Origin of the sequence: Paraburkholderia sp. RL17-347-BIC-D (genome assembly GCF_046027915.1) — a bacterium.
Lineage (GTDB): Bacteria > Pseudomonadota > Gammaproteobacteria > Burkholderiales > Burkholderiaceae > Paraburkholderia.
Genome location: NZ_JARESS010000064.1, coordinates 1 through 22978 on the forward strand (window position 1 = coordinate 1; position 22978 = coordinate 22978).

Annotated in this window: 22 protein-coding genes; 12 read left to right on the plus strand and 10 right to left on the minus strand. The window is 62.9% G+C overall.

Features of this window, described 5'->3' with window-relative positions; genetic code table 11:
• The first annotated feature begins 343 nt into the window (after positions 1–343).
• Together acnD and prpF are read left to right on the plus strand one after the other, a co-directional pair.
• Complete coding sequence (acnD, locus tag P0D96_RS41845) at positions 344–2941, plus strand: Fe/S-dependent 2-methylisocitrate dehydratase AcnD (RefSeq protein ID WP_408177862.1); 2598 nt, start codon at positions 344–346, stop codon at positions 2939–2941.
• 110 nt (positions 2942–3051) lie between these two features.
• Positions 3052–4239, plus strand: a complete 1188-nt coding sequence (gene prpF, locus P0D96_RS41850; protein WP_408319714.1) for a 2-methylaconitate cis-trans isomerase PrpF — start codon at positions 3052–3054, stop codon at positions 4237–4239.
• A 31-nt stretch (positions 4240–4270) separates the two neighbouring features.
• Here the strand turns inward: prpF and P0D96_RS41855 are convergent, their stop codons facing one another.
• On the minus strand, positions 4271–5599 hold the full coding sequence (locus P0D96_RS41855; protein WP_408319716.1) for a hypothetical protein: 1329 nt from the start codon (positions 5597–5599) through the stop codon (positions 4271–4273).
• A gap of 97 nt (positions 5600–5696) precedes the next feature.
• Positions 5697–6596 (minus strand): LysR family transcriptional regulator, encoded by a 900-nt coding sequence (locus P0D96_RS41860; RefSeq protein WP_408319718.1) that lies wholly within the window; start codon positions 6594–6596, stop codon positions 5697–5699.
• Between the two features lie 104 nt (positions 6597–6700).
• On the opposite strand from P0D96_RS41860, the gene P0D96_RS41865 reads away from it, so the two are divergent.
• Positions 6701–7690: a zinc-dependent alcohol dehydrogenase family protein gene (locus P0D96_RS41865; protein WP_408319720.1), complete on the plus strand. Its 990-nt coding sequence runs from the start codon at positions 6701–6703 to the stop codon at positions 7688–7690.
• 273 nt (positions 7691–7963) lie between these two features.
• On the opposite strand, the gene P0D96_RS41870 is transcribed toward P0D96_RS41865, so the two are convergent.
• On the minus strand, positions 7964–8800 hold the full coding sequence (locus tag P0D96_RS41870) for a class I SAM-dependent methyltransferase (protein WP_408319722.1): 837 nt from the start codon (positions 8798–8800) through the stop codon (positions 7964–7966).
• Between the two features lie 231 nt (positions 8801–9031).
• On the opposite strand from P0D96_RS41870, the gene P0D96_RS41875 reads away from it, so the two are divergent.
• Complete coding sequence (locus tag P0D96_RS41875) at positions 9032–10078, plus strand: AraC family transcriptional regulator (protein WP_132381938.1); 1047 nt, start codon at positions 9032–9034, stop codon at positions 10076–10078.
• A gap of 45 nt (positions 10079–10123) precedes the next feature.
• On the opposite strand, the gene P0D96_RS41880 is transcribed toward P0D96_RS41875, so the two are convergent.
• The 4 genes from P0D96_RS41880 to P0D96_RS41895 all read right to left on the minus strand — a co-directional run bounded on the left by P0D96_RS41880 (position 10124) and on the right by P0D96_RS41895 (position 11586).
• Positions 10124–10516, minus strand: coding sequence for a DUF6632 domain-containing protein (locus P0D96_RS41880; protein ID WP_408319724.1), 393 nt, complete (start codon positions 10514–10516; stop codon positions 10124–10126).
• A gap of 29 nt (positions 10517–10545) precedes the next feature.
• Entirely contained in the window at positions 10546–10941 is a 396-nt protein-coding gene (gene copM, locus P0D96_RS41885; protein WP_408319726.1) for a CopM family metallochaperone, read from the minus strand.
• 31 nt (positions 10942–10972) lie between these two features.
• Positions 10973–11170 (minus strand): heavy-metal-associated domain-containing protein, encoded by a 198-nt coding sequence (locus tag P0D96_RS41890; RefSeq protein WP_132381944.1) that lies wholly within the window; start codon positions 11168–11170, stop codon positions 10973–10975.
• Between the two features lie 155 nt (positions 11171–11325).
• Positions 11326–11586 carry a hypothetical protein gene (locus P0D96_RS41895; protein WP_408319728.1) on the minus strand — a complete coding sequence of 87 codons (261 nt, stop codon included), beginning with the start codon at positions 11584–11586 and terminating at the stop codon, positions 11326–11328.
• Positions 11587–11853: 267 nt separating this feature from the next.
• On the opposite strand from P0D96_RS41895, the gene P0D96_RS41900 reads away from it, so the two are divergent.
• The 7 genes from P0D96_RS41900 to P0D96_RS41930 all read left to right on the plus strand — a co-directional run bounded on the left by P0D96_RS41900 (position 11854) and on the right by P0D96_RS41930 (position 18246).
• Positions 11854–12156 (plus strand): hypothetical protein, encoded by a 303-nt coding sequence (locus tag P0D96_RS41900; protein WP_408177871.1) that lies wholly within the window; start codon positions 11854–11856, stop codon positions 12154–12156.
• Positions 12153–13583: a TolC family protein gene (locus tag P0D96_RS41905; RefSeq protein WP_408319730.1), complete on the plus strand. Its 1431-nt coding sequence runs from the start codon at positions 12153–12155 to the stop codon at positions 13581–13583. Before P0D96_RS41900 ends, P0D96_RS41905 begins: the two co-directional genes overlap by 4 nt.
• Position 13584: 1 nt before the next feature.
• The gene (locus tag P0D96_RS41910; protein ID WP_408177873.1) at positions 13585–14880 is read left to right on the plus strand and encodes a multicopper oxidase family protein; all 1296 of its coding nucleotides are present in this window, start codon (positions 13585–13587) and stop codon (positions 14878–14880) included.
• A gap of 67 nt (positions 14881–14947) precedes the next feature.
• Positions 14948–15286 (plus strand): copper-binding protein, encoded by a 339-nt coding sequence (locus P0D96_RS41915; RefSeq protein WP_408319760.1) that lies wholly within the window; start codon positions 14948–14950, stop codon positions 15284–15286.
• 316 nt (positions 15287–15602) lie between these two features.
• Complete coding sequence (locus tag P0D96_RS41920; RefSeq protein WP_408286421.1) at positions 15603–16562, plus strand: hypothetical protein; 960 nt, start codon at positions 15603–15605, stop codon at positions 16560–16562.
• A 159-nt stretch (positions 16563–16721) separates the two neighbouring features.
• Positions 16722–17036 (plus strand): heme-degrading protein HmuQ, encoded by a 315-nt coding sequence (hmuQ, locus tag P0D96_RS41925; protein ID WP_310816162.1) that lies wholly within the window; start codon positions 16722–16724, stop codon positions 17034–17036.
• A gap of 202 nt (positions 17037–17238) precedes the next feature.
• Positions 17239–18246 (plus strand): zinc-dependent alcohol dehydrogenase family protein, encoded by a 1008-nt coding sequence (locus tag P0D96_RS41930; RefSeq protein WP_408319732.1) that lies wholly within the window; start codon positions 17239–17241, stop codon positions 18244–18246.
• Positions 18247–18330: 84 nt separating this feature from the next.
• Here the strand turns inward: P0D96_RS41930 and P0D96_RS41935 are convergent, their stop codons facing one another.
• The 3 genes from P0D96_RS41935 to P0D96_RS41945 all read right to left on the minus strand — a co-directional run bounded on the left by P0D96_RS41935 (position 18331) and on the right by P0D96_RS41945 (position 20987).
• Positions 18331–18954, minus strand: coding sequence for an ABC transporter ATP-binding protein (locus P0D96_RS41935; protein ID WP_408319734.1), 624 nt, complete (start codon positions 18952–18954; stop codon positions 18331–18333).
• 124 nt (positions 18955–19078) lie between these two features.
• Positions 19079–19921 carry a shikimate dehydrogenase family protein gene (locus P0D96_RS41940; RefSeq protein ID WP_408319736.1) on the minus strand — a complete coding sequence of 281 codons (843 nt, stop codon included), beginning with the start codon at positions 19919–19921 and terminating at the stop codon, positions 19079–19081.
• Between the two features lie 148 nt (positions 19922–20069).
• Positions 20070–20987: an NAD-dependent epimerase/dehydratase family protein gene (locus P0D96_RS41945; RefSeq protein WP_408319738.1), complete on the minus strand. Its 918-nt coding sequence runs from the start codon at positions 20985–20987 to the stop codon at positions 20070–20072.
• A 143-nt stretch (positions 20988–21130) separates the two neighbouring features.
• Here P0D96_RS41945 and P0D96_RS41950 point away from each other — a divergent pair, with 143 nt between their 5' ends.
• A complete protein-coding gene (locus P0D96_RS41950; protein ID WP_408319740.1) occupies positions 21131–22933 on the plus strand; it encodes an FAD-dependent oxidoreductase in 1803 nt (600 codons plus the stop codon).
• The last annotated feature ends 45 nt before the right edge of the window (positions 22934–22978 follow it).

The following is a 22978-nucleotide window of genomic DNA, read 5'->3' on the forward strand; positions in this document are numbered from 1 at the left end:
CGACCTGCCGTTCGTGCCGCTCGCGAAGCGCGTTTGAGGGTGCCTTTTATCGAAGTCGGGCGCGTGAACGCGTAGCCGCGCGAATGCAAGCGTTTCTCCTCCATTGCGTCTTAAGAGCGCGGCGCAATGAAGTTGGGCCTTGGCTCGCTGAAACCCCGGGCCGAGGCCGTTTTTTGCGGCGCATTCACGTGGCCGCGCGCAAACCCGACCAGCACGCCGCCGCAAGCTAAACTACACGTACTGCCTGACTGGCCCGCCAGGGAGACGCGATTAAAAAAGGGGCCGCCGACGTGATCGGCCGCCGCCATCGTCCCCGGATCATTACTGTTTTGTCCCCTACGCCATGAATACTGCAAACCGCAAACGCCTTCCCGGCACCCAGCTCGATTTCTTCGACACGCGCGCCGCGGTCGACGCGATCCAGCCCGGCGCTTACGACAAGCTGCCGTACACGTCGCGCGTGCTGGCCGAAAACCTAGTGCGCCGTTGCGATCCGGTCACGTTGAACGCGTCGCTCAGGCAGATCATCGAACGAAAGCGCGAACTGGATTTTCCGTGGTTCCCGGCGCGCGTGGTGTGTCATGACATTCTCGGCCAGACCGCTCTGGTCGACCTTGCCGGCCTGCGCGACGCGATTGCCGCGCAAGGCGGCGATCCGGCGATGGTCAATCCGGTGGTGCCGACACAACTCGTGGTGGACCATTCGCTCGCCGTCGAGTGCGGTGGTTTCGATCCGGACGCGTTTGCGAAGAACCGCGCGATCGAAGACCGCCGTAACGAAGACCGCTTCGACTTCATCAACTGGACCAAGCGCGCGTTCAAGAACGTCGACGTGATTCCGCCGGGCAACGGCATCCTGCACCAGATCAACCTGGAGCGCATGAGCCCGGTCGTGCAGGTGAAAGACGGCGTCGCGTTTCCCGATACGCTGGTCGGCACCGACTCGCATACGCCGATGGTGGACGCGCTCGGCGTGATCGCGATCGGCGTGGGCGGGCTCGAAGCGGAAAGCGTGATGCTGGGCCGCGCGTCGTATATGCGCCTGCCGGATATCGTCGGCGTGGAACTGACGGGCAAGCCGGCTGAAGGCATCACGGCGACCGACGTCGTGCTCTCGCTGACCGAATTCCTGCGCAAGGAAAAAGTGGTCGGCGCGTACCTCGAGTTTTTCGGCGCGGGCACGGCCAAGCTGACGCTCGGCGACCGCGCGACCATCGCCAACATGGCGCCCGAATTCGGCGCCACGGCCGCGATGTTCTACATCGACGAACAGACCATCAAGTATCTGAAGCTCACCGGCCGCGACGACGAACTCGTCAAGCTGGTGGAAACCTACGCGAAGGAAACCGGCCTGTGGGCCGACAGCCTTGCGCAGGCCGAATACGAACGCGTGCTGAAGTTCGATCTGTCGACAGTGGTGCGCACGCTCGCCGGCCCGTCGAACCCGCATCGCCGGTTGCCGGTGTCGGAACTGGCGGCGCGCGGCATCAGCGGCAAGGTGGAGAACGAGCCGGGCCTGATGCCGGATGGCGCGGTGATCATCGCCGCGATCACGAGCTGCACGAACACCAACAATCCGCGCAATATGATCGCTGCGGGTTTGCTCGCGCGTAATGCGAACCGGCGCGGACTGACTCGCAAGCCGTGGGCGAAGACCTCGCTCGCGCCGGGCTCGAAGGCGGTCACGTTGTATCTGGAAGAAGCCGGGTTGCTGCCCGAGCTGGAGCAACTGGGCTTCGGCGTGGTCGCGTATGCGTGCACGTCGTGTAACGGCATGTCCGGTGCGCTGGATCCGGTGCTCCAGAAAGAGATCGTCGAGCGTGATCTGTATGCGACCGCCGTGCTGTCGGGCAATCGCAACTTCGACGGCCGTATCCATCCGTACGCGAAGCAGGCTTTCCTCGCGTCGCCGCCGCTGGTGGTGGCGTATGCGATTGCGGGCACGATCCGTTTCGACATCGAGAAGGACGTGCTCGGTATCGATGCCGACGGCCATGCGGTCACGCTGAAGGACATCTGGCCATCGGATGCGGAGATCGATGCGATCGTCGCGTCGAGCGTGAAGCCGGAGCAATTCCGCAAGGTGTACGAGCCGATGTTCGCCGTTTCCGTCGACACGGGCGAGAAAGCCAATCCGCTCTACGACTGGCGCCCGATGAGCACGTACATTCGCCGTCCGCCGTATTGGGAAGGTGCGCTCGCGGGCGAGCGCTCGCTCAAGGGCATGCGTCCGCTCGCCGTGCTCGGCGACAACATCACGACCGATCACCTGTCGCCGTCCAACGCGATTCTGGCGGACAGCGCCTCGGGCGAATATCTGGCGAAGATGGGCTTGCCGGAAGAGGACTTCAATTCCTACGCGACGCACCGTGGCGATCACCTGACAGCGCAGCGCGCCACCTTCGCGAACCCGACTCTGAAGAACGAGATGGTGCTCGAAGACGGCAAGGTGAAGGCGGGTTCGCTGGCGCGTATCGAGCCCGAAGGCAAGGTCACGCGCATGTGGGAAGCCATCGAAACCTACATGGAGCGCAAGCAGCCGCTGATCGTGATTGCCGGCGCCGACTATGGGCAGGGTTCGTCGCGTGATTGGGCGGCGAAGGGCGTGCGTCTTGCCGGCGCGGAAGCGATCGTCGCCGAAGGGTTCGAGCGGATTCACCGCACGAATCTGGTGGGCATGGGCGTGCTGCCGCTGGAGTTCAAGCCGGGTGTGAACCGGCTCACGCTGGCAATCGACGGCACGGAAACCTTCGACGTGGTCGGCGAGCGCAAGCCGCGCGCGGACCTCACACTGGTGATCCAGCGCAAGAACGGCGAGCGGGTCGAGGTGCCGGTGACGTGCCGGCTCGATACCGCCGAAGAGGTTTCCATCTACGAAGCCGGCGGTGTGCTGCAACGCTTTGCGCAGGACTTTCTCGAGTCGTCGAAGAAGGCGGCTTGAGGCTGGCTGGTTTTTAGATCGCTTCGCTCGATGCGACGAACGTTTCAACGCGGGACGGGTGATATGGCGCGATAGGCCATGACACCCGCTCTCATCAGGACAGGACTTTCATGGCCCACCAACCCCAGATCAAGATTCCGGCCACCTACATGCGTGGCGGCACCAGTAAAGGCGTGTTCTTCCGCCTGCAAGACTTGCCCGAAGCGGCCCAGGTGCCAGGCGCCGCACGCGACGCGCTGCTGATGCGCGTGATCGGCAGCCCCGATCCGTACGGCAAGCAGATCGACGGTATGGGCGGCGCGACGTCGAGCACCAGCAAGACGGTGATCATCGCCAAAAGCAGCCGGCCCGATCACGATGTGGACTATCTGTTCGGCCAGGTGTCGATCGATAAGGCCTTCGTCGACTGGACCGGCAATTGCGGCAATCTCTCCGCCGCTGTGGGGCCGTTCGCGATCAGCGCGGGTCTCGTCGATCCGAGCCGGATTCCGCGTGACGGCGTGGCGACCGTGCGCATCTGGCAGGCGAACATCGGCAAGACGATCATCGGACACGTGCCGATGACCGATGGCGCCGTGCAGGAAACCGGCGACTTCGAACTCGACGGCGTGACGTTCCCGGCGGCGGAAGTGCAGCTCGAATTCATGGACCCCGCAGCGGAAGAAGAGGGCGCGGGCGGCTCGATGTTCCCGACCGGCAACCTGGTGGACGATCTGGAAGTGCCCGGCGTCGGCACGCTGAAGGCGACGATGATCAACGCGGGCATTCCGACCATCTTCGTCGACGCCGAGTCGATTGGCTACAAGGGCACGGAGTTGCAGGACGCGATCAATAGCGACGACAAGGCGCTCGCGATGTTCGAGACGATCCGCGCGCACGGCGCGCTGCGCATGGGGCTGATCAAGCATCTCGACGAGATCGCGACGCGCCAGCATACGCCGAAGGTCGCGTTCGTCGCGAAGCCGGCTGACTACGTGGCGTCGAGCGGCAAGCGCATCGGCACGGGCGACGTCGATCTGCTGGTGCGGGCGATGTCGATGGGCAAGCTGCATCACGCGATGATGGGCACGGCGGCGGTCGCGATCGGCACGGCGGCGGCGATTTCGGGGACCCTCGTGAATCTCGCGGCGGGCGGCGGCGCGAAGGAGTCGGTGCGCTTCGGACATCCTTCGGGAACGCTGCGGGTCGGCGCCGAGGCGAGCGAAAGCGGCGGCGAGTGGACGGTCATCAAGGCGATCATGAGCCGCAGCGCGCGGGTGCTGATGGAAGGCTGGGTACGGGTACCGCAGGAAAGATGAGGCGGCCGGCGCGAACGCGCCGATTCGCTTGTTAGTTTGTCGAAGGCCCGCTCGCCGCCGGTGGAGGTGACGCTCTCAGCGTATCGATATGCGTCAACTCCGTCCGTCCGCCCTTGCTGGCAAAGGTGAAGACAGGGAAGTTGCGGCCGTGAAATTCCGGTCCCGCTTTTGAGAGCATCTCTTCGAACTTCGGCTTGCTGTTCTGCCACGTCGTCCTGCCTGCCTGCCCCGACATGGGATCGAACATCAAGGCGGCGATACTGCCCGGCGCGATGCCGACCGTCTGAATCTCCGAATTTTCCAGCGAGCCGTGCTGCGCCTGATTGGATTTCAGCGTGCCGAGAAGGCCGCCTATCTGCTTCTTCCTGTCGTCCGGCGTGAGGGGTTTCATCGTATCTGTGATGCCGCCCGAGGAATGGTCTTTGTCATACACGCCGACCACGTGATTGCCGACCAGGTCGGGCATCGCGAGAACCGCACACGGACGGGCCATGGTGGACACGTTAGCGCCCATCTTGTAGTACTGCGGCTCGAGTTCCGCGTGGGCCAATGACCATTTGCGCAGGCCGCCGTGTCCGCCCGTTTTTGCCTGTTCGCGGGCAGCGTCGATCGAGACGTTGCAGTTGTGGAACTCGTGGTGCGCGTTCTTCATTTGCAGCGTACGGATCAACAGGCCGCTTGTCTTGAAGGCGTGCTGTATTTCCGCGGGCGTCCGGTCGTCGTGGTGAGCGGAGGCGACGTTTGCGGCCGCGCCGACGTTGCTCGTGGCCGAGGTCGGTCCAATCGCGTGCGTGGGCGCGACGCTGGAGACCTCGCTAGGCGCTGAGGTGCTCGAACTGGACGTCGAGGCGGATTGCGCGTTTGCAGTAGATGTTTTGGCCAGGCGGAAAGAGGCCGGCGGGTCGTTGCGATTCGACACGGAGCGACCGCTCACCGTCGCGTTCGATTCTTCTTCGTTGCGCGCCGGCGCCTCGCCCTCGTTCTTGCTGGATGTTCGAGCATTGCCGGAGTGGCCGGCCAGACTCGATGTCTTCACGGTCAGTCCCTGCGGCTTCGGTTTGATTGGCGGCGGCCCGGCCTTCGCACCCGTGGTCGTGCTCGCGCTCGTGGCCGTGGATTGTCCCAGCGGCTGTTTGTTGCTCGCGCCGGACGTGAGCGCGAAGCTGGCCGATGGCGTGTGCGGCGTGACGGCTGCCGGCGAGCGCGTCGGCGGCTGCTTCAGTGCTTCGAACGCCGCGATCTTCGACGACACCGAGGGCTGCGCAGCACTCTCTTTTTTTTCCTCTTCGGGGGTGGTGGCCTGATTGCTCGTGCCGGCGAGGTTCGTTGTCGACTGCGTTTCGTGTGTGCGCGTGAACATGTGGTTCTCCCATCTATCCGGGAGCTATCATGCGCGCAACGTCACGGGTGCTTTGTCGCGCTTGCGCAGGCGTGTCCAGTAAGACGAAGCGGGCCGTTCACGTCATGAGCCGGGGTAACGCATCGACCAATGCGTCGACCGCCAGACGCACCTTGCGCGGCAAGTGAGGTGTTTGCAGCCAGAGCGCGTACGCGTCGTAGAGAAACGCCGGCTGATCCGGCAGCACCTGCACGAGCTCGCCCGCCTGAATGCGCTCGCGCACCAGCCAGGAGGGGAGCCACGCCAGACCCATGCCCGTGATCGCGGCGTCGGCGATTGCGTCGAGGTCGTCGAGCCGCAACCGGTTCGGTGGCGTGATCGCTATCGGCGGGTGGCCGGTTTGCGGAAACAGCCACGGGCGAATCCGGCCGGAGCGCCGGTAGATGATCGCCTGATGTCCGCCGAGTTCCTCTATCCCCCGTGGCTCGCCATGCATCTCCAGATACGACGGCGACGCGCACACGATCATGCGTTGACGCGCGATGCGCCGCGCTATCACCCCCGCCTTGTCCTCCAGTTCGCCGGTCCGGATGGCGAGATCGTAGTCGTCCTCGGCGAGGTCCGTGAAGCGGTCGTTGAACGACAGATCCAGTTCCAGCGCCGGATTATGTCGTGCGAACGCCAGCAGGACGGGCGCGACGCAGCGTCTGCCGAAGTGCACCGGCATCGTGACACGCAGCTTGCCGCGTGGCTCGGCAAGCTGGTCGGCGGCGAGCGCATCGGCCGCGTCGGCTTCGGCGAGCACGACGCGGCAGCGCTCATAGTAGGCGCGGCCGAACTCCGTCAGGCTCTGGCGGCGCGTTGTTCGCGTGATGAGCCGCACGCCCAGGCGCTCCTCCAGAAACCGCACGTGCTTGCCGACCATTGGTCCCGACAGGGCCAGCGCGTCCGCCGCGGCCGCGAACGAGCCCAGATCGACGGCTTTGACGAACACGGCCATGCTCATGAGGCGATCCATATTCGGAAGCTCCGGTTTCGACTGTTCTAGTTATTGCGTCATTTATCCCGCTGATGCGGGCTGTCATAGTGTATTCGGTTCAATTGATTCCGAGTGGAGGCTATATGGCGCGCGCGATCCGTTTTGATCGGCATGGTGGGCCCGACGTGCTGCGTATCGAAGACGTGGAGGTTCCACGGCCCGCAGCGGGCGAAGTTCAGATTCGTGTGAAGGCGTTGGGCCTGAACCGCGCCGAGGCGTTGCTGCGCGCGGGCACCTACATCGAGACACCGGCGTTGCCGTCCGGTCTCGGGCTCGAGGCGGCGGGCGTGGTCGCAGCGGTCGGTGCGGGTGTGGGGGATTTCGCGTCCGGCGATGCCGTCAGCATCGTGCCGCCGGTATCGATGGTACGCTGGCCGGCTGATGCCGAGCTGATCAATGTGCCGGCGGGGCGTGTGGTCAAGCACCCGTCGTCGCTCGGTTGGGAGGTAGCCGCGGCCCTTTGGATGCCCTACCTGACTGCCTACGGCGCGTTGATCGACATTGCCGGACTGAGGCGGGGCGAGTGGGTTGCTGTGACTGCGGCATCGAGCAGCGTCGGTCTGGCCGCGATCCAGATCGCCAACATGGTCGGCGCGAACCCGATTGCCGTGACGCGGACGTCTGCCAAGAAGGCGGCTTTGCTCGAGCAGGGCGCGGCTCATGTGATCGCTTCGGCTGAGGAAGATTTGGCTGCCAGATTGAGAGACGTTGCCGGGCCGGACGGCGTGAGGGTGGTGTTGGATCCGATCGGCGGTCCGATATTCGAGCCGCTCACGGCGGCGATGTCTCGCGGCGGCATGCTCATCGAATTCGGCGGCCTGAGCGCCGAGCCGACGCCGTTCCCGTTGTTCACCGTGCTGAGCAAGTCACTCACGCTGCGCGGCTACCTCGTGCACGAGATCCTGAGCGATCCGGCGCGCCTGGCGGCCGCCAAGGCGTTCATTCTCGATGGACTCGCGGCGGGGTCACTGAAGCCGGTCATTGCCGCCACATTTCCGTTCGAGCGCATCGTCGACGCGCATCGCTTTCTGGAGTCGAACGAACAATTGGGCAAGATCGTCGTGACGGTTTGACAACGGCGCGAAGTCAAACGGTCACGCGACCTTGCGGACATCCGGTTTCGTCCGGAAAGGACGAAGCCGGGAAAAATCGGGTTTGATGCAACGGTGAAGCCTAAGACATCAGCCCGAAGCTGGCGAGAACGAACCGAAGACCGAAGAAGCAAACGGACGAAAACAGCGGCAGGCCGAAAGCCAGCGACATACACCGCAAGCCGACGACGCTGGCCTTTGGCCATCGATTGAAAAAGTAGACAGCCGCGCCGGCCAGTACGCGGCCGACCCCGTTCATTGCCGCACCATCACGATCTCGAGATACTCGCTGGGCAGCACGAGTGTCCCGTCGCCGGAACGGTTGCGGCTTTCCATCAGCGTCATGAGATCGCGCTGGAAGGCCGCTTGCCGTTCGTCGTCCATCGCGGCGAATGCCTTGTTGATGGGGCCGTAGTAAGTCTGGAATACCTCGAGCCAATGCGCGGGCGAGCGGTAACGGAACATGAATTCGCGGCTCGTTACGGCGACACTCCGCACATTCCCGTGAAAGAGTTCGTCGAGCCGCGCCCTGGTGCCCCACAATGCCGGCGACTTGAGGCCAGGCGGCGGAGGCAGGTATTTGCCAATCGTCTTGAACACCTGGCCGATGAAGCTATCAGGCGTCCAGTTCGCGAGACCGATCTTGCCGCCGGGTTTGCACACGCGCGCCAGCTCGCTTGCCGCCTTCTCCTGATTGGGCGTGAACATGACGCCGAAGGTCGACATGACGACGTCGAAGGTGGCGTCCTCGTAGGGCAGCGCTTCGGCGTCGGCTTCGCGGAACTGCACCGTTGTCAGACCTTCCGCTCGCGCACGAGCCTGACCCGCGTCGAGCAGCGAGGCCACGTAGTCGGTCGAATCGACATCGCACCAGCGGCGCGCGGCGGCGAGCGTGCCATTGCCGTTGCCGGCCGCGACATCCAGCACGCGGCTGCCGGCGCGTAGATCGAGTGCCTCGCACAAATTTTCTCCGACGATCTGCAACGTCGTGCCGACGACGGCGTAATTGCCCGTTTCCCACGCGGCGTGCTGGCGCGCTTTGACGTCAGCGAATTCGGAGGTGTGTGATGAAGAAGAGTGGACTTCAGACATGGGGATGCTCCAGAGAAAAATTTGTGCGATGCACGCTAGTGTTATGGCGCCAAGACTTATGAATTCATGTGGTGCCTCCTTAATTGACGTTAAGTATTCGATTCATTCAAGATTCCTTAGCATTGTTGTAAGGGATTCGCATGGATGCTAGTATCAGTGCGGCTGTTGAATCGATGAATGACCAGGCGTCCAGATCTTTTGTGCAGGACGCCGAAGTTCCTGGAAACAATGATGGATGCGCTCTCCGACGTCCTCCGCCTGGTTCGCCTTGGTGGTGCGGTGTATCTAAACGGCGACTTCACTGCACCCTGGTGTTTGTACGGCCAGGCGAACGCAGCGTTGTGCGGCAGTTTCCTTCCCCCAGCGGAACGTATCGTCTCCTACCACCTGATCACCGAGGGCGGCTGCTGGGCTGCGCTCCCGGACGACCCTGAATCCGCCATTTACGTCGCTGCCGGCGAACTGCTCGTCGTGCCGCAAGGCGAAGCGCATCTGCTCGGCAGTTCACTCGACATCACGCCCGGACCCACCGGCGAATTGCTCGAGAGTCAGCTGCGGAATTCACCGGGACAGTTGATGGCGCTTCGCTACGGCGGTGGTGGAGAGCGCACGCGTCTGGTGTGCGGCTTTCTCGCGTGCGACGACACGTTGAGCAACCCGGTGCTGTCCGCGCTGCCGCGCATCTTCAAGGTCGACATGCGCAACGACCCGCAGTCCGCGTGGCTCGAATCGTCGTTACGGTTTGCGGCGGCCGAGGCGGCGGAATGGCGTGTAGGCAGCGCGATCGTTCTCGCGCGTCTATCGGAACTGCTTTTCGTGGAGGCGGTGCGGCGTTGCATCGATGCGCTGCCGTCCGACCGGAAAGGCTGGCTGGCGGGCGTGGGGGATCGGTTTGTCGGTCGTGCGCTCGCGCTGATGCATGCGCAGCCGGCGCATGGTTGGACAGTCGACGAACTGGCGCGCAAAGCGGGCTTGTCCCGGTCGGCGCTGGCGCAGCGATTTACGCAGTTGCTCGGTCAGCCGCCTATGCAGTATCTCGCGCATTGGCGTTTGCAGATCGCCGCGCAGGAGTTGCGTGGCGGGACGAAGTCGCTGGCGGCGGTGGCGGATCAGGTAGGGTACGAGTCGGAGGCGGCCTTCAATCGGGCTTTCAAGCGGGAGTTCGGGATGCCGCCGGCGGGGTGGCGGCGGAGCCGGGGTGAGATGGCTGGTGTTTCTGCTGCTGCCGTTGCGGCGGCAGGCGGCGTGGACGGTGCGTTCGATGAAAGAGGTGCTTAGACGCCACGGCCGTGCAAGCGAAGCGGCATGAATCCGAAATTAGCGTCACTCCCGTAGAAATCTGGCTTTGTCGCGGCGTGGAGTGAGCAGCCCTAAAACGAGCGCCGCGAGTAAAAGCGCCGGCACGTCTCCGAGAAGATGGCCGCGGTACGGGGCATTCATCAGGGCCTGGATCGCCATGATCCCGCCATGCACCACGCTCGACCACACCGCGAACCAGATGAGGCTCAGATGAGCGAGTGGATTCAGGGCCGCGAGAATCAGGAACACACCCAGCGTGGCGTACATGCCGACAATCATCAGGGGATATTCCGAATGTCCCGTATGCCAGACCCAACCGTCGGGCCAGACGATCATCAGCGGGTAAAGTCCAATGGACGTGATGCCCGTCAAGACCAGCGCGATGCGTAGGTAATTGAGCCGCTGAGTGTCGGTCATGATCGTCTCCTTCGAATCGCGCCAGGCCCTCACTTCACCCCATGCTTCGCCTGCCAACTCTTCATGAATGCGATCTCGTCATGCTGCGCCTTGATGATGTTTCTGGCCAGCCGCTTCAGCTCCCGGTCCTTGCCATACTTCAACTCGACCTGCGCCATTTCGATCGCCCCTTGATGATGCGGAATCATGTGAGCGACAAAGTCCTTGTCGGCGTTGCCCGTGTAGTCGGCGCTCATGTCCTGCATCATCTTGTCGTCGGCGGCTTTGAACGCTTGCGTCGCATCGCCGGAGCCTGCATCCGCTGACTTGGACATGTCCATGCCGGGCATGGCGGCCGGTTGCTGGGCGTGGACGGGCACGGCCGCGACAGCAAACGCAAAGCCGCTGAAGAGGCAAAGGGCACGAAAGGCGCGAAGTTTTTTCATTGTGATTGTCCGTTGGGAAAAAGGTTGTCCATCAGGCTCTCAGCGACGGATGAAAGCCCGCCGCCTCGATGGCCTCGATGAGTTGTTCGGCTGCCAGCGTCGACGTGACCTTGACGATTTTAACGGGGACATCGACTTCGAGCTTCGCTGCAGGGTCGAGACTCGTGACTGCACGCGTGATGGCGTTGGCGCAACCGCCGCACGACATATCCGGGATGGCAAATTCCATTTCCTACCTCCAATGAAAAGTCATGACTCGAGCGTGGACCTTCCCACGGCGGTAAGGTCAAGCAGGTTTTCGTGATTGGCTGAAAACCGTAGCCGCGCACGCAAAGCCATCACGCGCGGCATCGTCCCAGCCTTACGATTTTGCAAACCTGCGTGCTAGACTTCGTACCCATGTCTTACTGGCGCAAACTCTTCACTGTCGTGCTGCTTGTGCTGAGCCTCCCGGTTCAGTCGTTCGCGGCCGTCTCCATGAAATGCGAGTCCTCGCATTCCGTGGGCGATGCGACGCCCGCGCGCCATGAGGCAGGCGGTGCAATGGCCCATCATCACGACCATGTCGCGATGATGGCCAAGCAAGCCGACAATAGCGGCAGTACCCATCTTCAGCATCATGGTTCCGCGGGCGGCGAGCATCATGCGCACGCGTGCTCCACTTGCGCGTCCTGCTGTTTCGGCGGCGCGCTGCCGATCACGCCCGTTGCGTCCCCGTCCGCCAACGCGGTTCATTTCGCTGTTCCCCTGCCTCCCACTGTCCGCGTCGCGTCGTTTCTGACCGGCGGCGTCGAACGGCCTCCCCGCATTTCTCTCGTCTAGTTCTTTCGCAGCCTCACGCTGCGTTGTTCCATTTCGCCTTGATGGACGGCTGTGCGTCGTCCGTCATGGCCGTACTTGACGAGACGAATCATGCGAACGTTCATTGCGGCGCTGCTCGGCGCGACGGCATGTCTGCCGACGCTCGCGCATGCTACACCCATACTTCCCGAGCCGACGGACCCGGCGGCATCCGTGCCGGCGATCGATGCGCCCTCCGCGCTGGCCGACTATCGCCCATACCGTGAGCAGCAAGCGCCGAGCTGGCAAGCGCTCAATCGCGAGGTCACGAATCCAGCGGGGCACGCTGGAGCGAGCCACGGTTCGATGCAGTCGAGCAGCGCTGACGCTAAAGAAGACGGCCACGGTTCTGACCGCGAAGGGGCGGAAAAATGAGGCCGTGCCTGTTTCCAGCCACCCGCACAATTGGAATTGCCATCGCGGTGACGCTGCTCGCCGGCTGCGCGACGTTCTCGAACGACGGCGGCTTCGGCACGGTGTCGACCGCCGCGTCCGAGCGGCTCGGCAAAGACGCCGTACTGATAAAGACCGACGAGGATCGAAGTGCCGTCGCCAACCGCACGCGAGAACTGCTTTCCGCGCCGCTCAACATGGACGCCGCCGTCCAGATCGCGCTGCTGAACAACCGCGGTTTGCAGGCCTCGTACAGCGAGTTGGGCATCGATGAAGCGGATCTCGTTCAGGTCGGACGCTTGCCGAATCCCGGCTTCTCGTTCAGCCGCACGCATGGTGGCGATGACCTGAGTATCAGCCGCACGTTCACGCTCGGCATGTTGCGCGTATTGACGATGCCGTTGACGACGCGCATCGAAAGCCGCCGTTTCGAACAGACCCGCTTACTGGCCGCCAACGCCATGCTCGAGGTCGCCGCCGATGCGCGGCGCGCCTACCTCCGCGCAGTCGCTGCCACGCAATCGGCCGCCTACGCGGAGCAGGTGAAGGACGCGGCAGAGGCCAGTGCCGAACTCGCATGGCGCATGCAGCAGGCCGGCAACTTCAGCAAGCTCGATTACGCGCGCGAGCAGGCCTTCTACGCGGGAGCCATCGCGCAAGTGGCAAGAGTACAACAGCAGTCGGTGTCCGCGCGAGAAAAGCTCACTCGCGTGATGGGCCTCTGGGGTTCGCAAGCGCACTACGCACTGCCCGAGCGTCTGCCGGATCTGCCTGCCACACGCCCGGAGTTGCGCGATCTGGAAACCTTTGCGATGCAAAACAGGCTCGACATCCAGGCCTCGAAACTGCAAACGCAAAGCGTGGCCAGTTCACTGGGCTTAAGCAAAGCGACGCGTTTCATCAACGTGCTGGACGTCGGCTATCAGAACAATTTCACGACTTCCGACGGACGCGAGCAGGGCTACGAGATCAGCGTCGAGATTCCGGTTTTCGATTGGGGCAGCGCCAAAGTCGCGCGTGCCGAAGCGATCTACATGCAGTCGGCGAATCGCGTCGCACAGACCGCGATCAACGCGCGTTCCGAGGTGCGCGAAGCGTATTCCGCCTACGTGTCCGACTACGACCTCGCGAAGCACTATCGCGACGAAGTCGTGCCGCTGCGCAAGACCATCTCCGACGAGTTGCTGCTTCGCTACAACGGAATGCTCGCAAGCGTGTTCGAACTGCTCGCCGATTCACGTGACCAGATCGGCGCGGTGAATAGCGCTATCGACGCGCTGAAGGACTACTGGCTCGCGCAGGCCGATTTGCAACAGGCACTCGGCGGCCGTTTGCCGGTTGCCACTAACGCGACGCCACTCGCCTCCACGACGCAAACGGCGTCGTCCACTGAATCCGAAGGTCAATAGCATGATGTCACGTCGACATTTTATGAGCGGCTCGGGCGCCGCTTTGCTGGGAGCCGCGCTGGTGAGCAAGGCCGGCGCCGCGTCGCTGCCCGAAGCACCCACGATGGCCACAGCCTCGATGCAGCCGCCGCGCGCGCCGTCGAGTGGCCGGCCGTACATGCCGGTCGCCACGCTCAACGGATGGTCGTTGCCGTGGCGCATGAAGAACGGCTGGAAGGAGTTTCATCTGATCGCCGAACCGGTGGTGCGCGAACTCGCGCCCGGCATGAGCGCGAATCTGTGGGGCTACAACGGCCAGGCGCCGGGGCCGACCATCGAGGCGGTCGAAGGCGACAAGGTGCGCATCTTCGTGACCAACCGGTTGCCGGAGCACACCACGGTCCACTGGCACGGCATGCTGCTGCCGTGCGGCATGGACGGCGTGGGCGGCCTCACGCAGCCGCACATTCCACCGGGCAAGACCTTCGTCTACGAGTTTCAGCTGGAGAAGCACGGCACCTTCATGTATCACCCGCACGCCGACGAGATGGTCCAGATGGCGATGGGCATGATGGGGACGTTCATCGTCCATCCGAAAGATCCCGGCGTGATGCAGGTGGACCGCGACTTCGTGTTCATCATGTCCGCTTATGACATCGACCCCGGCAGCTTCACACCGCGCGTCAACGAGATGACCGACTTCAACATGTGGACGTGGAATGCGCGCGTGTTTCCGGGCATCGATTCATTGCCGGTGCGGGCGGGCGATCGTGTGCGGATTCGCGTCGGCAATCTGACCATGACGAATCACCCGATTCATCTGCACGGCTACCACTTCGAAGTGGTGGGCACCGACGGCGGCTGGATTCCGCCGTCCGCGCGCTGGCCCGAGGTGACCGCCGATGTCGCGGTCGGGCAGATGCGCGCCATCGAGTTCACCGCGAATCGTCCCGGCGATTGGGCATTTCATTGCCACAAGTCTCATCACACGATGAACGCGATGGGGCATCAGGTCCCGAGCATGATCGGCGTGCCGCAGCAAGACCTCGCCAAACGCATCAACCGGCTGGTGCCCGACTACATGGCGATGGGCAGTACCGGCGGGTCGATGGGGGCAATGGAGATGCCACTGCCCGACAACACACTTCCGATGATGACCGGCACCGGCCCATTCGGCGCGCTGGAAATGGGCGGCATGTTTACGGTGGTGAAAGTGCGTGAAGGGCTGGGGCGCAACGACTACCGAGATCCGGGCTGGTTTCGGCATCCCAGGGGCACGGTGGCTTATGAATATACCGGCGAGCTGCCGGACGGTTGACGTCGGCGGCGGCAGCGGCAGCAGCAGGTTGGCCGTGTGGATCGTAATTAACGTGGGAGTGTATGAGATGAAGAATGGGTTGGCTTCGATGGTGATTGGTTGCGTGATCATGGTTTTCACGTCGGCGTACGCGGCGGGTGAAGCCACTGACGCGTCGGCGAGCGCGCACGCCAGTGCGCAAGCCGCGATGTCTCATGGTGAAATCAGGAAGGTGGATAAAACTGCCGGCAAACTGACCATAAAACATGGTCCTCTGGAAAACCTCGGCATGGATGCGATGACGATGGTGTTCAAGGTGAAGGACGCGGCAATGCTCTCGCAGGTCAAGTCCGGCGACAGGATCGACTTCGTCGCGGACGAGGTGGACGGGGCGCTGACGGTGGTGAAACTGGAGAAGCGAGAGTAGTCACCACACGCGGGTTGTCTGCCTATCGCATTCTTGCTGAACGTGTCATACGGATAAACCATTACTGTTCGCGCGTTGCCGTTTGGATGCCTCCCGCACACCGTCTTATCGTCCGACGTTGCATGGCTTCGCCCACGTCATGCAACCGCCGCAACTCACGGGGAAGTCTTACCGATTCCTTTGTGCGCTAGCTCACTAAGACACGCGGAACTTACTCGCCCCAGGCGTTTGAGATGTTATGCTCGGACGTCATGAACTTCTTCATGCATAGACGCGTGCGAATTTAAAAATACCTAGATTTCATTAGGAGCCGGGCATGCTAAGAAAAGTAGTCGATCGGGCGAAACAGATCCGACGCAGCGAGGGGTTCAAGCATTCGGTCGCCACACCACGTCGCATTTCACTTCATGCCACGCAGCGATTAAACAGGGGAATCTTCGCCATCGAAATTCAGGAGAACTCTGGTTTTTTCTCCGTGATGCAGATGGTCCTGTTTATTCTGATGTATTGCGACGAGAAGTGTCTGACGCCGTGCATCAGCGCGCGCGGCGGCCTCTACGGAGACGCTGCAGGAGCGATCGACTGGTTCTCGTCCTTCTTCGAGTCCGTGAATGGCAAGGCGGCGGCGCCGTTCACGCACAAGGTGAGAAAGTCGACGGTTCGCGATCTGGTCCAGCTTGGGTTTCGTCAACGCTACGAGACTCAGCTTCAACTCAACAGCGCCAGCGAACTATTCTTCGCACATTACCGGCCAGCCGGCCATATCGGCGATGAAGTCGAAGCGATCTGCCAGAAGCTCGAGATCGGCGCGTCCACGCTCGGTGCGCATTTCAGAGGCACGGATAAATCGCTTGAGGCCATCCCGGTTTCATGGGGCGATTTCTGCCGCCACGTAGAAACGACGCTGGCGGAGAATCCGCACCTCGACAACGTCTTCGTTTCAAGCGACGAACAGGCGTTTCTGGACTTTTTCGTCGCCTGGCCGTTTAGCAAGCCGGTCAAAGTCGCCCCCGCTAAATTGCTCGCGTATGGCAATACGCCGGTTCATTTCAGCGGCTATCCGGGACTCGAAATCGGCCGTGAAGCGCTCCTATCCAGTCTGCTGTTGTCCCGTTGCGGTTATCTGGTGAAGACGCCGTCGTATCTGTCGGCATGGTCCAGAATATTCAACCCGTCGCTGCCGGTAAAACTCGTGTCGCCGCCGCGGCCGGACGCATTCTGGTTTCCCGACAGCCGTCTCTGGCTCGAACAGGTGGCGCAGGACAAAGCGGCCTGAACGCGGATGCGATCGGATCGCCTGGGTGGCTCGCAGTCGTGACATCGGTAGGAAGAATGGCGCGCATATAATGAAAGGCCGCCTGACGGGTTTGCGGGAACGGGTCGTTCGAGTCCGGCAAGCCGTCAGATACATCGTGACTGCAAAGAGGCCTTCAGCATGTACATTGCCATGAACCGTTTCAAAGTGACGCCCGGATCCGAAGCCGCCTTCGAACATCTGTGGACCACGCGCGATACGCACCTGAAAGAAGTGCCGGGTTTCGTGGAATTTCATCTGCTAAAGGGTCCACAGAAGGACGATCACGTTCTCTATTCCAGCCATACGATCTGGAAGGACTACGCGTCGTTCGAGGCGTGGACGAAATCCGACGCCTTTCGCGCCGCGCATCGCAGCGCAGGTGGCGACAACCGGGTGCTCTATCTCGGGCATCCGGAATTCGAAGGCTTCGAAGTCATTCAGACCGTCAAATGAATGCATGATCCTCGCGAGCGCCCCGTGTCATTCACGGGCGCCGTGAAGGGACTTCCCCACTCATGATGAGCTTTCAGCGCGCGTTTCGCCCGCGCTAGCCTGTGCGCGTCCGACGACGCGCTGAGCAAGCTTGCGGTATTCTTTTGCGAGCATTTCGCCGCGACGCCTCACGCGCCGGCGCAACTCACAGAGGAACTGAAACATGAAAGCCGTCAAAATCGGTTCGCCCGCCACTGTCGCCAATCTCCAGGTCGTCGACATCGCCGATCCCGGTCAGCCCGCGGCGGGCCAGATTCGCGTGCGCATTCACGCGAACTCCTTGAATTTTCACGACTACGGCGTGGTGAGCGGCAATCTGCCGGCGGACGCAGGGCGGATTCCGATGGCGGACGGCGCGGGCGTCGTCGAGGCAGTCGGCGCGGGCGTGTCGGAATTCAAAGCGGGCGATCACGTGGTGTCGTGCTTCTTCCCGTTCTGGGAAAACGGGCCGCCCGCCATTGCCGATTTCAAGACCACACCCGGCGACGGCGTCGACGGCTACGCACGCGAAGCCGTCGTGCTGCCGAGCCACTACTTCACGCACGCTCCGCGCGGCTATAGCCACGCCGAGTCCGCAACGTTGACCACAGCCGGGCTCACCGCATGGCGCGCGCTCGTCGTGGACGGCCAGTTGAAGGCCGGCAATACGGTGCTCGTGCTAGGCACCGGCGGCGTGTCCATTTTCGCCTTGCAGATGGCCAAAGCGATGGGCGCTTCGGTGATTGCCACGTCTTCATCGGACGCAAAGCTCGCCAGACTTCGCGAACTCGAAGCCGATCACACGATCAACTATCGCGACACTCCCGAATGGGGCAAGCAGGTCCGCTCGCTGACTGATGGCCGCGGTGTCGATCATGTGATCGAAGTGGGCGGTCCGGGGACTTTGCCGCAGTCAATCACCGCCTGCCGGATCGGCGGGCATATCGCGCTGATCGGCGTGTTGACCGGACGGGCAGGGCCGGTGCCGACCGCGGCGCTGATGGCGCGGCAGCAGCGTTTGCAGGGTTTGATCGTCGGTAGCCGTCAGGATCAGCGCGATATGATCCGGGCGCTCGAAGTGATGGGCATCAAGCCGGTGATCGACAGCACGTTCGAACTGGAGAAACTCGGCGAGGCGTTTTCGCACGAGGAATCCGGCGCTCACTTCGGGAAGATTTGCGTGGCGGTATAAGCGCTTCGTATGCGTGAGTGAAAGCCGGGTTGCCCGTTTCGCTCGCGCTGTTTATGGCGCTGCTAAGTGGCATGCAAGGGCGCGTTAGTCGTGCCTACCCAAGTCGGCGAAGTTGATGCTGCGCGCCTCGCACGCATCCGTAAAGACCTCGTCGTAGCTCGAGAAAAACACCGTGCGCGTTTGCGCCAGTGTCTTGAACAGATCGACCAGCACGGCGCGTGCGGCGGCGTCGAGTCCGCCGACGGGTTCATCCGCGATCAGCACCTGGGTTTCGCCAAGCACGGCAGCCGTCAGGAAAAACTTCTTGCGCGTACCGAACGACATCTGTTCAAAGCGTTTGTCGAGATGCGGCGTGAGGCCGAAGCGGTCCGCGAGCGACAGCGTGTCAGCGGTTACAGTGGTGTTTCTCGCCGATGCCACATTGCTCAGATACTCGCGTCCGGTCTGATCCGAATAAGGCATGCAGTCTTCGGGCACATAGGTAAGCGCGGATTGCGCGGCCAGCGACGCGCTGCGCAGCGAGTGGCCGCCGAGCCACACTTCGCCCGTATCGGGCTCGATCGTGCCCGCGAGGATGCCGAGCAACGTCGACTTGCCGCTGCCGGACTCATCGTTTAACGCGACGCATCCTGATACCGTGTCGTAATGCAATCCCTGAAAGATGAGGCGTTCGCCGTAGCGCTTGCTGAGGTTTTCGAATCGAAGCATGGATTGGAGCGTGATTCAGGAGAAGACCCGCCGCATCGGGTCGCGCGGCAGATGTCTTCTACAGGTTGGCATTGCGCAAGTGTAGCAGCGCAAGCCGCAGCCGCTGTCGCGTCCGAATCTTCATTCACCGATCCGCATCCAGCAAAAACTCGACCATCCGGTCGCACACACGGCCGAACATTTGCGTGCCCGTCACAGTCGGGCATCCGCGCGCGCGGGCGGCTTCGATCAACGGCGTGAGCGGCGGCTTCGTCACCACGTCGCCGACGAACGTCGTGGCCGGCAAACGCGATACGTCGATAGGCAGCGGGTCGTCCGCTCGCATGCCGAGCGGCGACGCGTTGACGACCACGTCGTACGCATTCGCATCCACGGAAGCGGCCACACTATGCACCTCGCCTTGTCCGAGCGCATTCAACCGGCCGATCAGCGACGCCGTGCGTTCGGCATCGTTATCGCGCACGTCGAGCGACGCCACGCCGACTTGAACCAGCGCATGTCCGATCGCGGAACCCGCGCCGCCCGCGCCGACCAGCAGCGCGCGTTTACCGCGCAGATCGCAACCGGTATCGATGAGCGCGGCGACGAAGCCGGTGCCGTCGAACATGCCGCCATGCCAACTGCCGTCCGCCGTGCGGCGCAACGTGTTCACCGCGCCGAGAAAGCTCGCCTGTTCGGTGAGCGAGCCGCAATACCCGGTGGCGCTGAACTTGTGCGGCACGGTAATGATCACGCCGTCGACATTGCGCATGGGTGTCACGCCCGCAAAAAACGCGGGCAGGTCGGCGGGCGCGACGTGCGCTGGGACCACCAGCGCATCGCGTCCGGCGGCGCGCAGAGCGGCGGTCACGCCGGACGGCGAGCGTACCTGCGCGATCGGATCGCCGACGATGAAAATCACCCGCGTGGCGCCGCTGAGGCCTTCATCCAGCGAGGCGGAAAAAGAAGGGGCGTCGGGTTGCGTCATGTTGTATGTCTCCAGAGTGTTGCCCGGTTTTCATCTTGCGCGATGCCGGGCGATTTTGCTTGAGTGGGTTCGGCCCGAACGGATCCTTGACCGGTGGGTCGGTTCCTGCGAACTCTAACGCTTTGTGGAATAGTATTCAAGAATAAAATCATTTCGTATGGATGTGAAATGAAGCAGGTTGTCGATAGAAATCCACGGTCTGACGCAGTCCTTCGTCAAGCGACGTGTGCGGCAGATCGGGCAGCAACTCCTCAAGAGTTGGATCTACGGGGAACGACGTGGCGATCGGTAACGGCGCGCCGGTTGTATCGATACATGCGCCCGGCACGATCACGCCGATACGTTCGATGACCTGATCCACCGAAACGATGTCGCCCGCCAGGGTGAACACATGCGCGCCGCGCGGCGCTCGTACGAGAGCGGCTTCATAGGCGGCGGCGACATCGTCCGCGAAAACGAGGCCTGTCGAGCCGGTGAACGGAATCGTGTACGGCTCGCCGCGCGCCGCTGCGCGGCACGCGAGGCTCGGTCCAGCGCTCGAACCCGTTTCGCGTCCGGCGCCATACACGACGAGAGGCCGGAAGCCGACGCTGGCAATGCCGTGGTCGTGCCAGTACGCGCGCGCCGCGCCTTCGCAGGCGAGCTTGAACGCGCCGTAAAAGGTCTGCGGAAAAGGCACGGTGCCGTCATCGGGTCCGAAGACGCCCGCGCTGCTCGCGTACAGCACATTCTTCAAGCCGGCCGCGCGCGCGGCTTCGAAAACATTGAGCGTGCCGATCAGATTGATTTGCGCGCCGCGCACCGGATCGAGCGCGCAAGCCGGCGTGAGCATGCCCGCGAGATGAATCACCGCATCGCAGCCGTCCAGTGCGCGCGACACATCGGCTGGATTCGCAATGTCGCCGCTCGCCCATTGCGCCGTTGCGGTCTGCTCAGGCGCGAGCGCTTCCAGCAGGCGCGTGTCGGCGCGCAGATCGAACGCCCGCACGCTGATGCCTTTGCTGAGCAGGCGCCGCATGATCCACGCCCCCAGAAACCCGCTTCCTCCCGTCACCAATACGCGCATCGTCTTTCCTCCGTGAGTGCAGAAGTATTTTGCATTTTTGCATTTGTGGAATAGTATTCCGAAATCAAAGCAAATTCTACGGATGTCGACGAACTGCGACGAACTACTCGTCGCGGCCTAGACAAGGAGCAAAGGAGCAGGACATGGTGGAGACACTCAGCGGATTGCAGCAGAACGAAACGTTCGACGTCGTGGTGATCGGCGCCGGCGGGGCAGGGATGTCGGCGGCGCTGTTCGCTGCCATCGAAGGCGCACGCGTTTTGCTGGTGGAAAGCACCGAATACGTGGGCGGCACGACAGCCTATTCGGCCGGCACAACGTGGATTCCCGACTCGATGCACGGCCCTTCCGTCAATCCGGACGACAGCAGCGCCAACGCCGAGGCTTTTCTGCGCCGCGCGGTGGGAGAGCGCAGCAGCGAGGCGTTGCGTCGCGCGTTTCTGGCCGCCGGCCCGCAGGCCGTCGCGCATATCGAGGCGAATTCGGATGTGAAATACAGGGCGCGCCCGTTTCATCCGGATTATCTGTCCGAGCTCGAAGGCTCGACTTTACGAGGCCGCGCGCTGGAGCCGCTCGCTTTCGACGGCCGCAAGCTCGGCAAGCACTTCGCGCTGATCCGTCCGCCGATTCCCGAGTTCACGGTGCTCGGCGGCATGATGGTGGATCGCGACGACGTCGGTCATTTGCTCGGCATGACGAAGTCGCTCAAGTCCCTGCGCCACGCCGTGAAGCTGCTCGCGCGCCACGCTTGCGACCGCATGAGTTGGCCGCGTGGCACGCGTCTCGTAATGGGCAATGCGCTGATCGGCCGTCTGCTTTATTCGCTGCTGGCTCGCAACGTCACCGTGCTGGTGAGCACGAAACTCGAAGCGTTGCGCACCGGCGCAAACGGCAGTGTCGACGGAATCACGTTGAGCCAGAACGGCCAGCGGCGTCAAATCGCGGTGACAGGCGGCGTGATTCTCGCAAGCGGCGGCTTCAACCGGCATCCGCAACGGCGCAGCGCGATGCTGCCGGGCGTCGATCCGAGCTGGTGTCCCGGCGCGCCGGGACACACCGGCAGCGCGCACGATCTCGCGCTCGCCATCGGCGCACGTTATGGCGAAGGCGCGTTGAGCAACGCGTTCTGGGCGCCGGTCTCCGTACGCAAGCGCAAGGATGGCACGACCGCGGTGTTCCCTCACTTTCTGATGGATCGCGGCAAGCCCGGCATGGTGGTCGTCAATCAGGCGGGCAAGCGCTTCCTCAACGAAAACACTTCGTATCACCTGTTCGGTATCGCGATGCAGGAGGCGCATCGCCAGTCGCCGTGCGTGCCTGCGTATCTCGTCACGGATGCCGAAAGCTTGCGCAAATACGGTCTCGGCATGGTGCGTCCCGGTGGCAAAGGCATCGCCCCATTTCTCGCCGACGGCTATCTGACACGCGCCGATACGCTCGACGAACTCGCGGGCAAGCTGGACATCGACCCACGTGGATTGACCGATAGCGTCGCGCGCATCGACGAATACGCGCAGACCGGCGTGGATGCGGATTTTCAGCGCGGCACGACCGACTATCAGCGCGCCAACGGCGACGCAAACTGGCCGGGACCGAATCCTTGCCTCGGGCCGATCGGCCGCGCGCCGTTCTACGCGGTGCGGCTCTATCCGGGCGACATCGGCGCGGCGACCGGGCTGGTCAGCGATCAGGACGCCCGCGTGCTGGGTCGCGACGATCAACCTATCGGCGGCTTGTACGCATGCGGCAACGACATGCAATCGGTGATGGGCGGCGTGTATCCCGGACCCGGCATCACGTTGGGACCTGGACTCGCGTTTGCCTATCTCGCCGGCCGCGACGCGGCTGCGCGCGCCAAAACCGCTTCGGCCGCGCGGACCTCGTCGGCGGCGTGGTCGGAACCCGCTGACGTAAGCCCAAAGCGGGCCAAAGAGAAAATCTTCTGATGAACCAGGGCTGAGCCTGGTTTGAATGAAGTTACAAAATGGAAT

What these genes read in the sequence shown, in the direction of transcription:
- acnD (WP_408177862.1), top strand. Translation starts at nt 344, where the DNA reads ATGAATACTGCAAACCGCAAACGCCTTCCCGGCACCCAGCTCGATTTC.
- prpF (WP_408319714.1), top strand. Translation starts at nt 3,052, where the DNA reads ATGGCCCACCAACCCCAGATCAAGATTCCGGCCACCTACATGCGTGGC.
- P0D96_RS41855 (WP_408319716.1), bottom strand. Translation starts at nt 5,599, where the DNA reads ATGTTCACGCGCACACACGAAACGCAGTCGACAACGAACCTCGCCGGC.
- P0D96_RS41860 (WP_408319718.1), bottom strand. Translation starts at nt 6,596, where the DNA reads ATGGATCGCCTCATGAGCATGGCCGTGTTCGTCAAAGCCGTCGATCTG.
- P0D96_RS41865 (WP_408319720.1), top strand. Translation starts at nt 6,701, where the DNA reads ATGGCGCGCGCGATCCGTTTTGATCGGCATGGTGGGCCCGACGTGCTG.
- P0D96_RS41870 (WP_408319722.1), bottom strand. Translation starts at nt 8,800, where the DNA reads ATGTCTGAAGTCCACTCTTCTTCATCACACACCTCCGAATTCGCTGAC.
- P0D96_RS41875 (WP_132381938.1), top strand. Translation starts at nt 9,032, where the DNA reads ATGGATGCGCTCTCCGACGTCCTCCGCCTGGTTCGCCTTGGTGGTGCG.
- P0D96_RS41880 (WP_408319724.1), bottom strand. Translation starts at nt 10,516, where the DNA reads ATGACCGACACTCAGCGGCTCAATTACCTACGCATCGCGCTGGTCTTG.
- copM (WP_408319726.1), bottom strand. Translation starts at nt 10,941, where the DNA reads ATGAAAAAACTTCGCGCCTTTCGTGCCCTTTGCCTCTTCAGCGGCTTT.
- P0D96_RS41890 (WP_132381944.1), bottom strand. Translation starts at nt 11,170, where the DNA reads ATGGAATTTGCCATCCCGGATATGTCGTGCGGCGGTTGCGCCAACGCC.
- P0D96_RS41895 (WP_408319728.1), bottom strand. Translation starts at nt 11,586, where the DNA reads ATGATGCTCGCCGCCCGCGGAACCATGATGCTGAAGATGGGTACTGCC.
- P0D96_RS41900 (WP_408177871.1), top strand. Translation starts at nt 11,854, where the DNA reads ATGCGAACGTTCATTGCGGCGCTGCTCGGCGCGACGGCATGTCTGCCG.
- P0D96_RS41905 (WP_408319730.1), top strand. Translation starts at nt 12,153, where the DNA reads ATGAGGCCGTGCCTGTTTCCAGCCACCCGCACAATTGGAATTGCCATC.
- P0D96_RS41910 (WP_408177873.1), top strand. Translation starts at nt 13,585, where the DNA reads ATGATGTCACGTCGACATTTTATGAGCGGCTCGGGCGCCGCTTTGCTG.
- P0D96_RS41915 (WP_408319760.1), top strand. Translation starts at nt 14,948, where the DNA reads ATGAAGAATGGGTTGGCTTCGATGGTGATTGGTTGCGTGATCATGGTT.
- P0D96_RS41920 (WP_408286421.1), top strand. Translation starts at nt 15,603, where the DNA reads ATGCTAAGAAAAGTAGTCGATCGGGCGAAACAGATCCGACGCAGCGAG.
- hmuQ (WP_310816162.1), top strand. Translation starts at nt 16,722, where the DNA reads ATGTACATTGCCATGAACCGTTTCAAAGTGACGCCCGGATCCGAAGCC.
- P0D96_RS41930 (WP_408319732.1), top strand. Translation starts at nt 17,239, where the DNA reads ATGAAAGCCGTCAAAATCGGTTCGCCCGCCACTGTCGCCAATCTCCAG.
- P0D96_RS41935 (WP_408319734.1), bottom strand. Translation starts at nt 18,954, where the DNA reads ATGCTTCGATTCGAAAACCTCAGCAAGCGCTACGGCGAACGCCTCATC.
- P0D96_RS41940 (WP_408319736.1), bottom strand. Translation starts at nt 19,921, where the DNA reads ATGACGCAACCCGACGCCCCTTCTTTTTCCGCCTCGCTGGATGAAGGC.
- P0D96_RS41945 (WP_408319738.1), bottom strand. Translation starts at nt 20,987, where the DNA reads ATGCGCGTATTGGTGACGGGAGGAAGCGGGTTTCTGGGGGCGTGGATC.
- P0D96_RS41950 (WP_408319740.1), top strand. Translation starts at nt 21,131, where the DNA reads ATGGTGGAGACACTCAGCGGATTGCAGCAGAACGAAACGTTCGACGTC.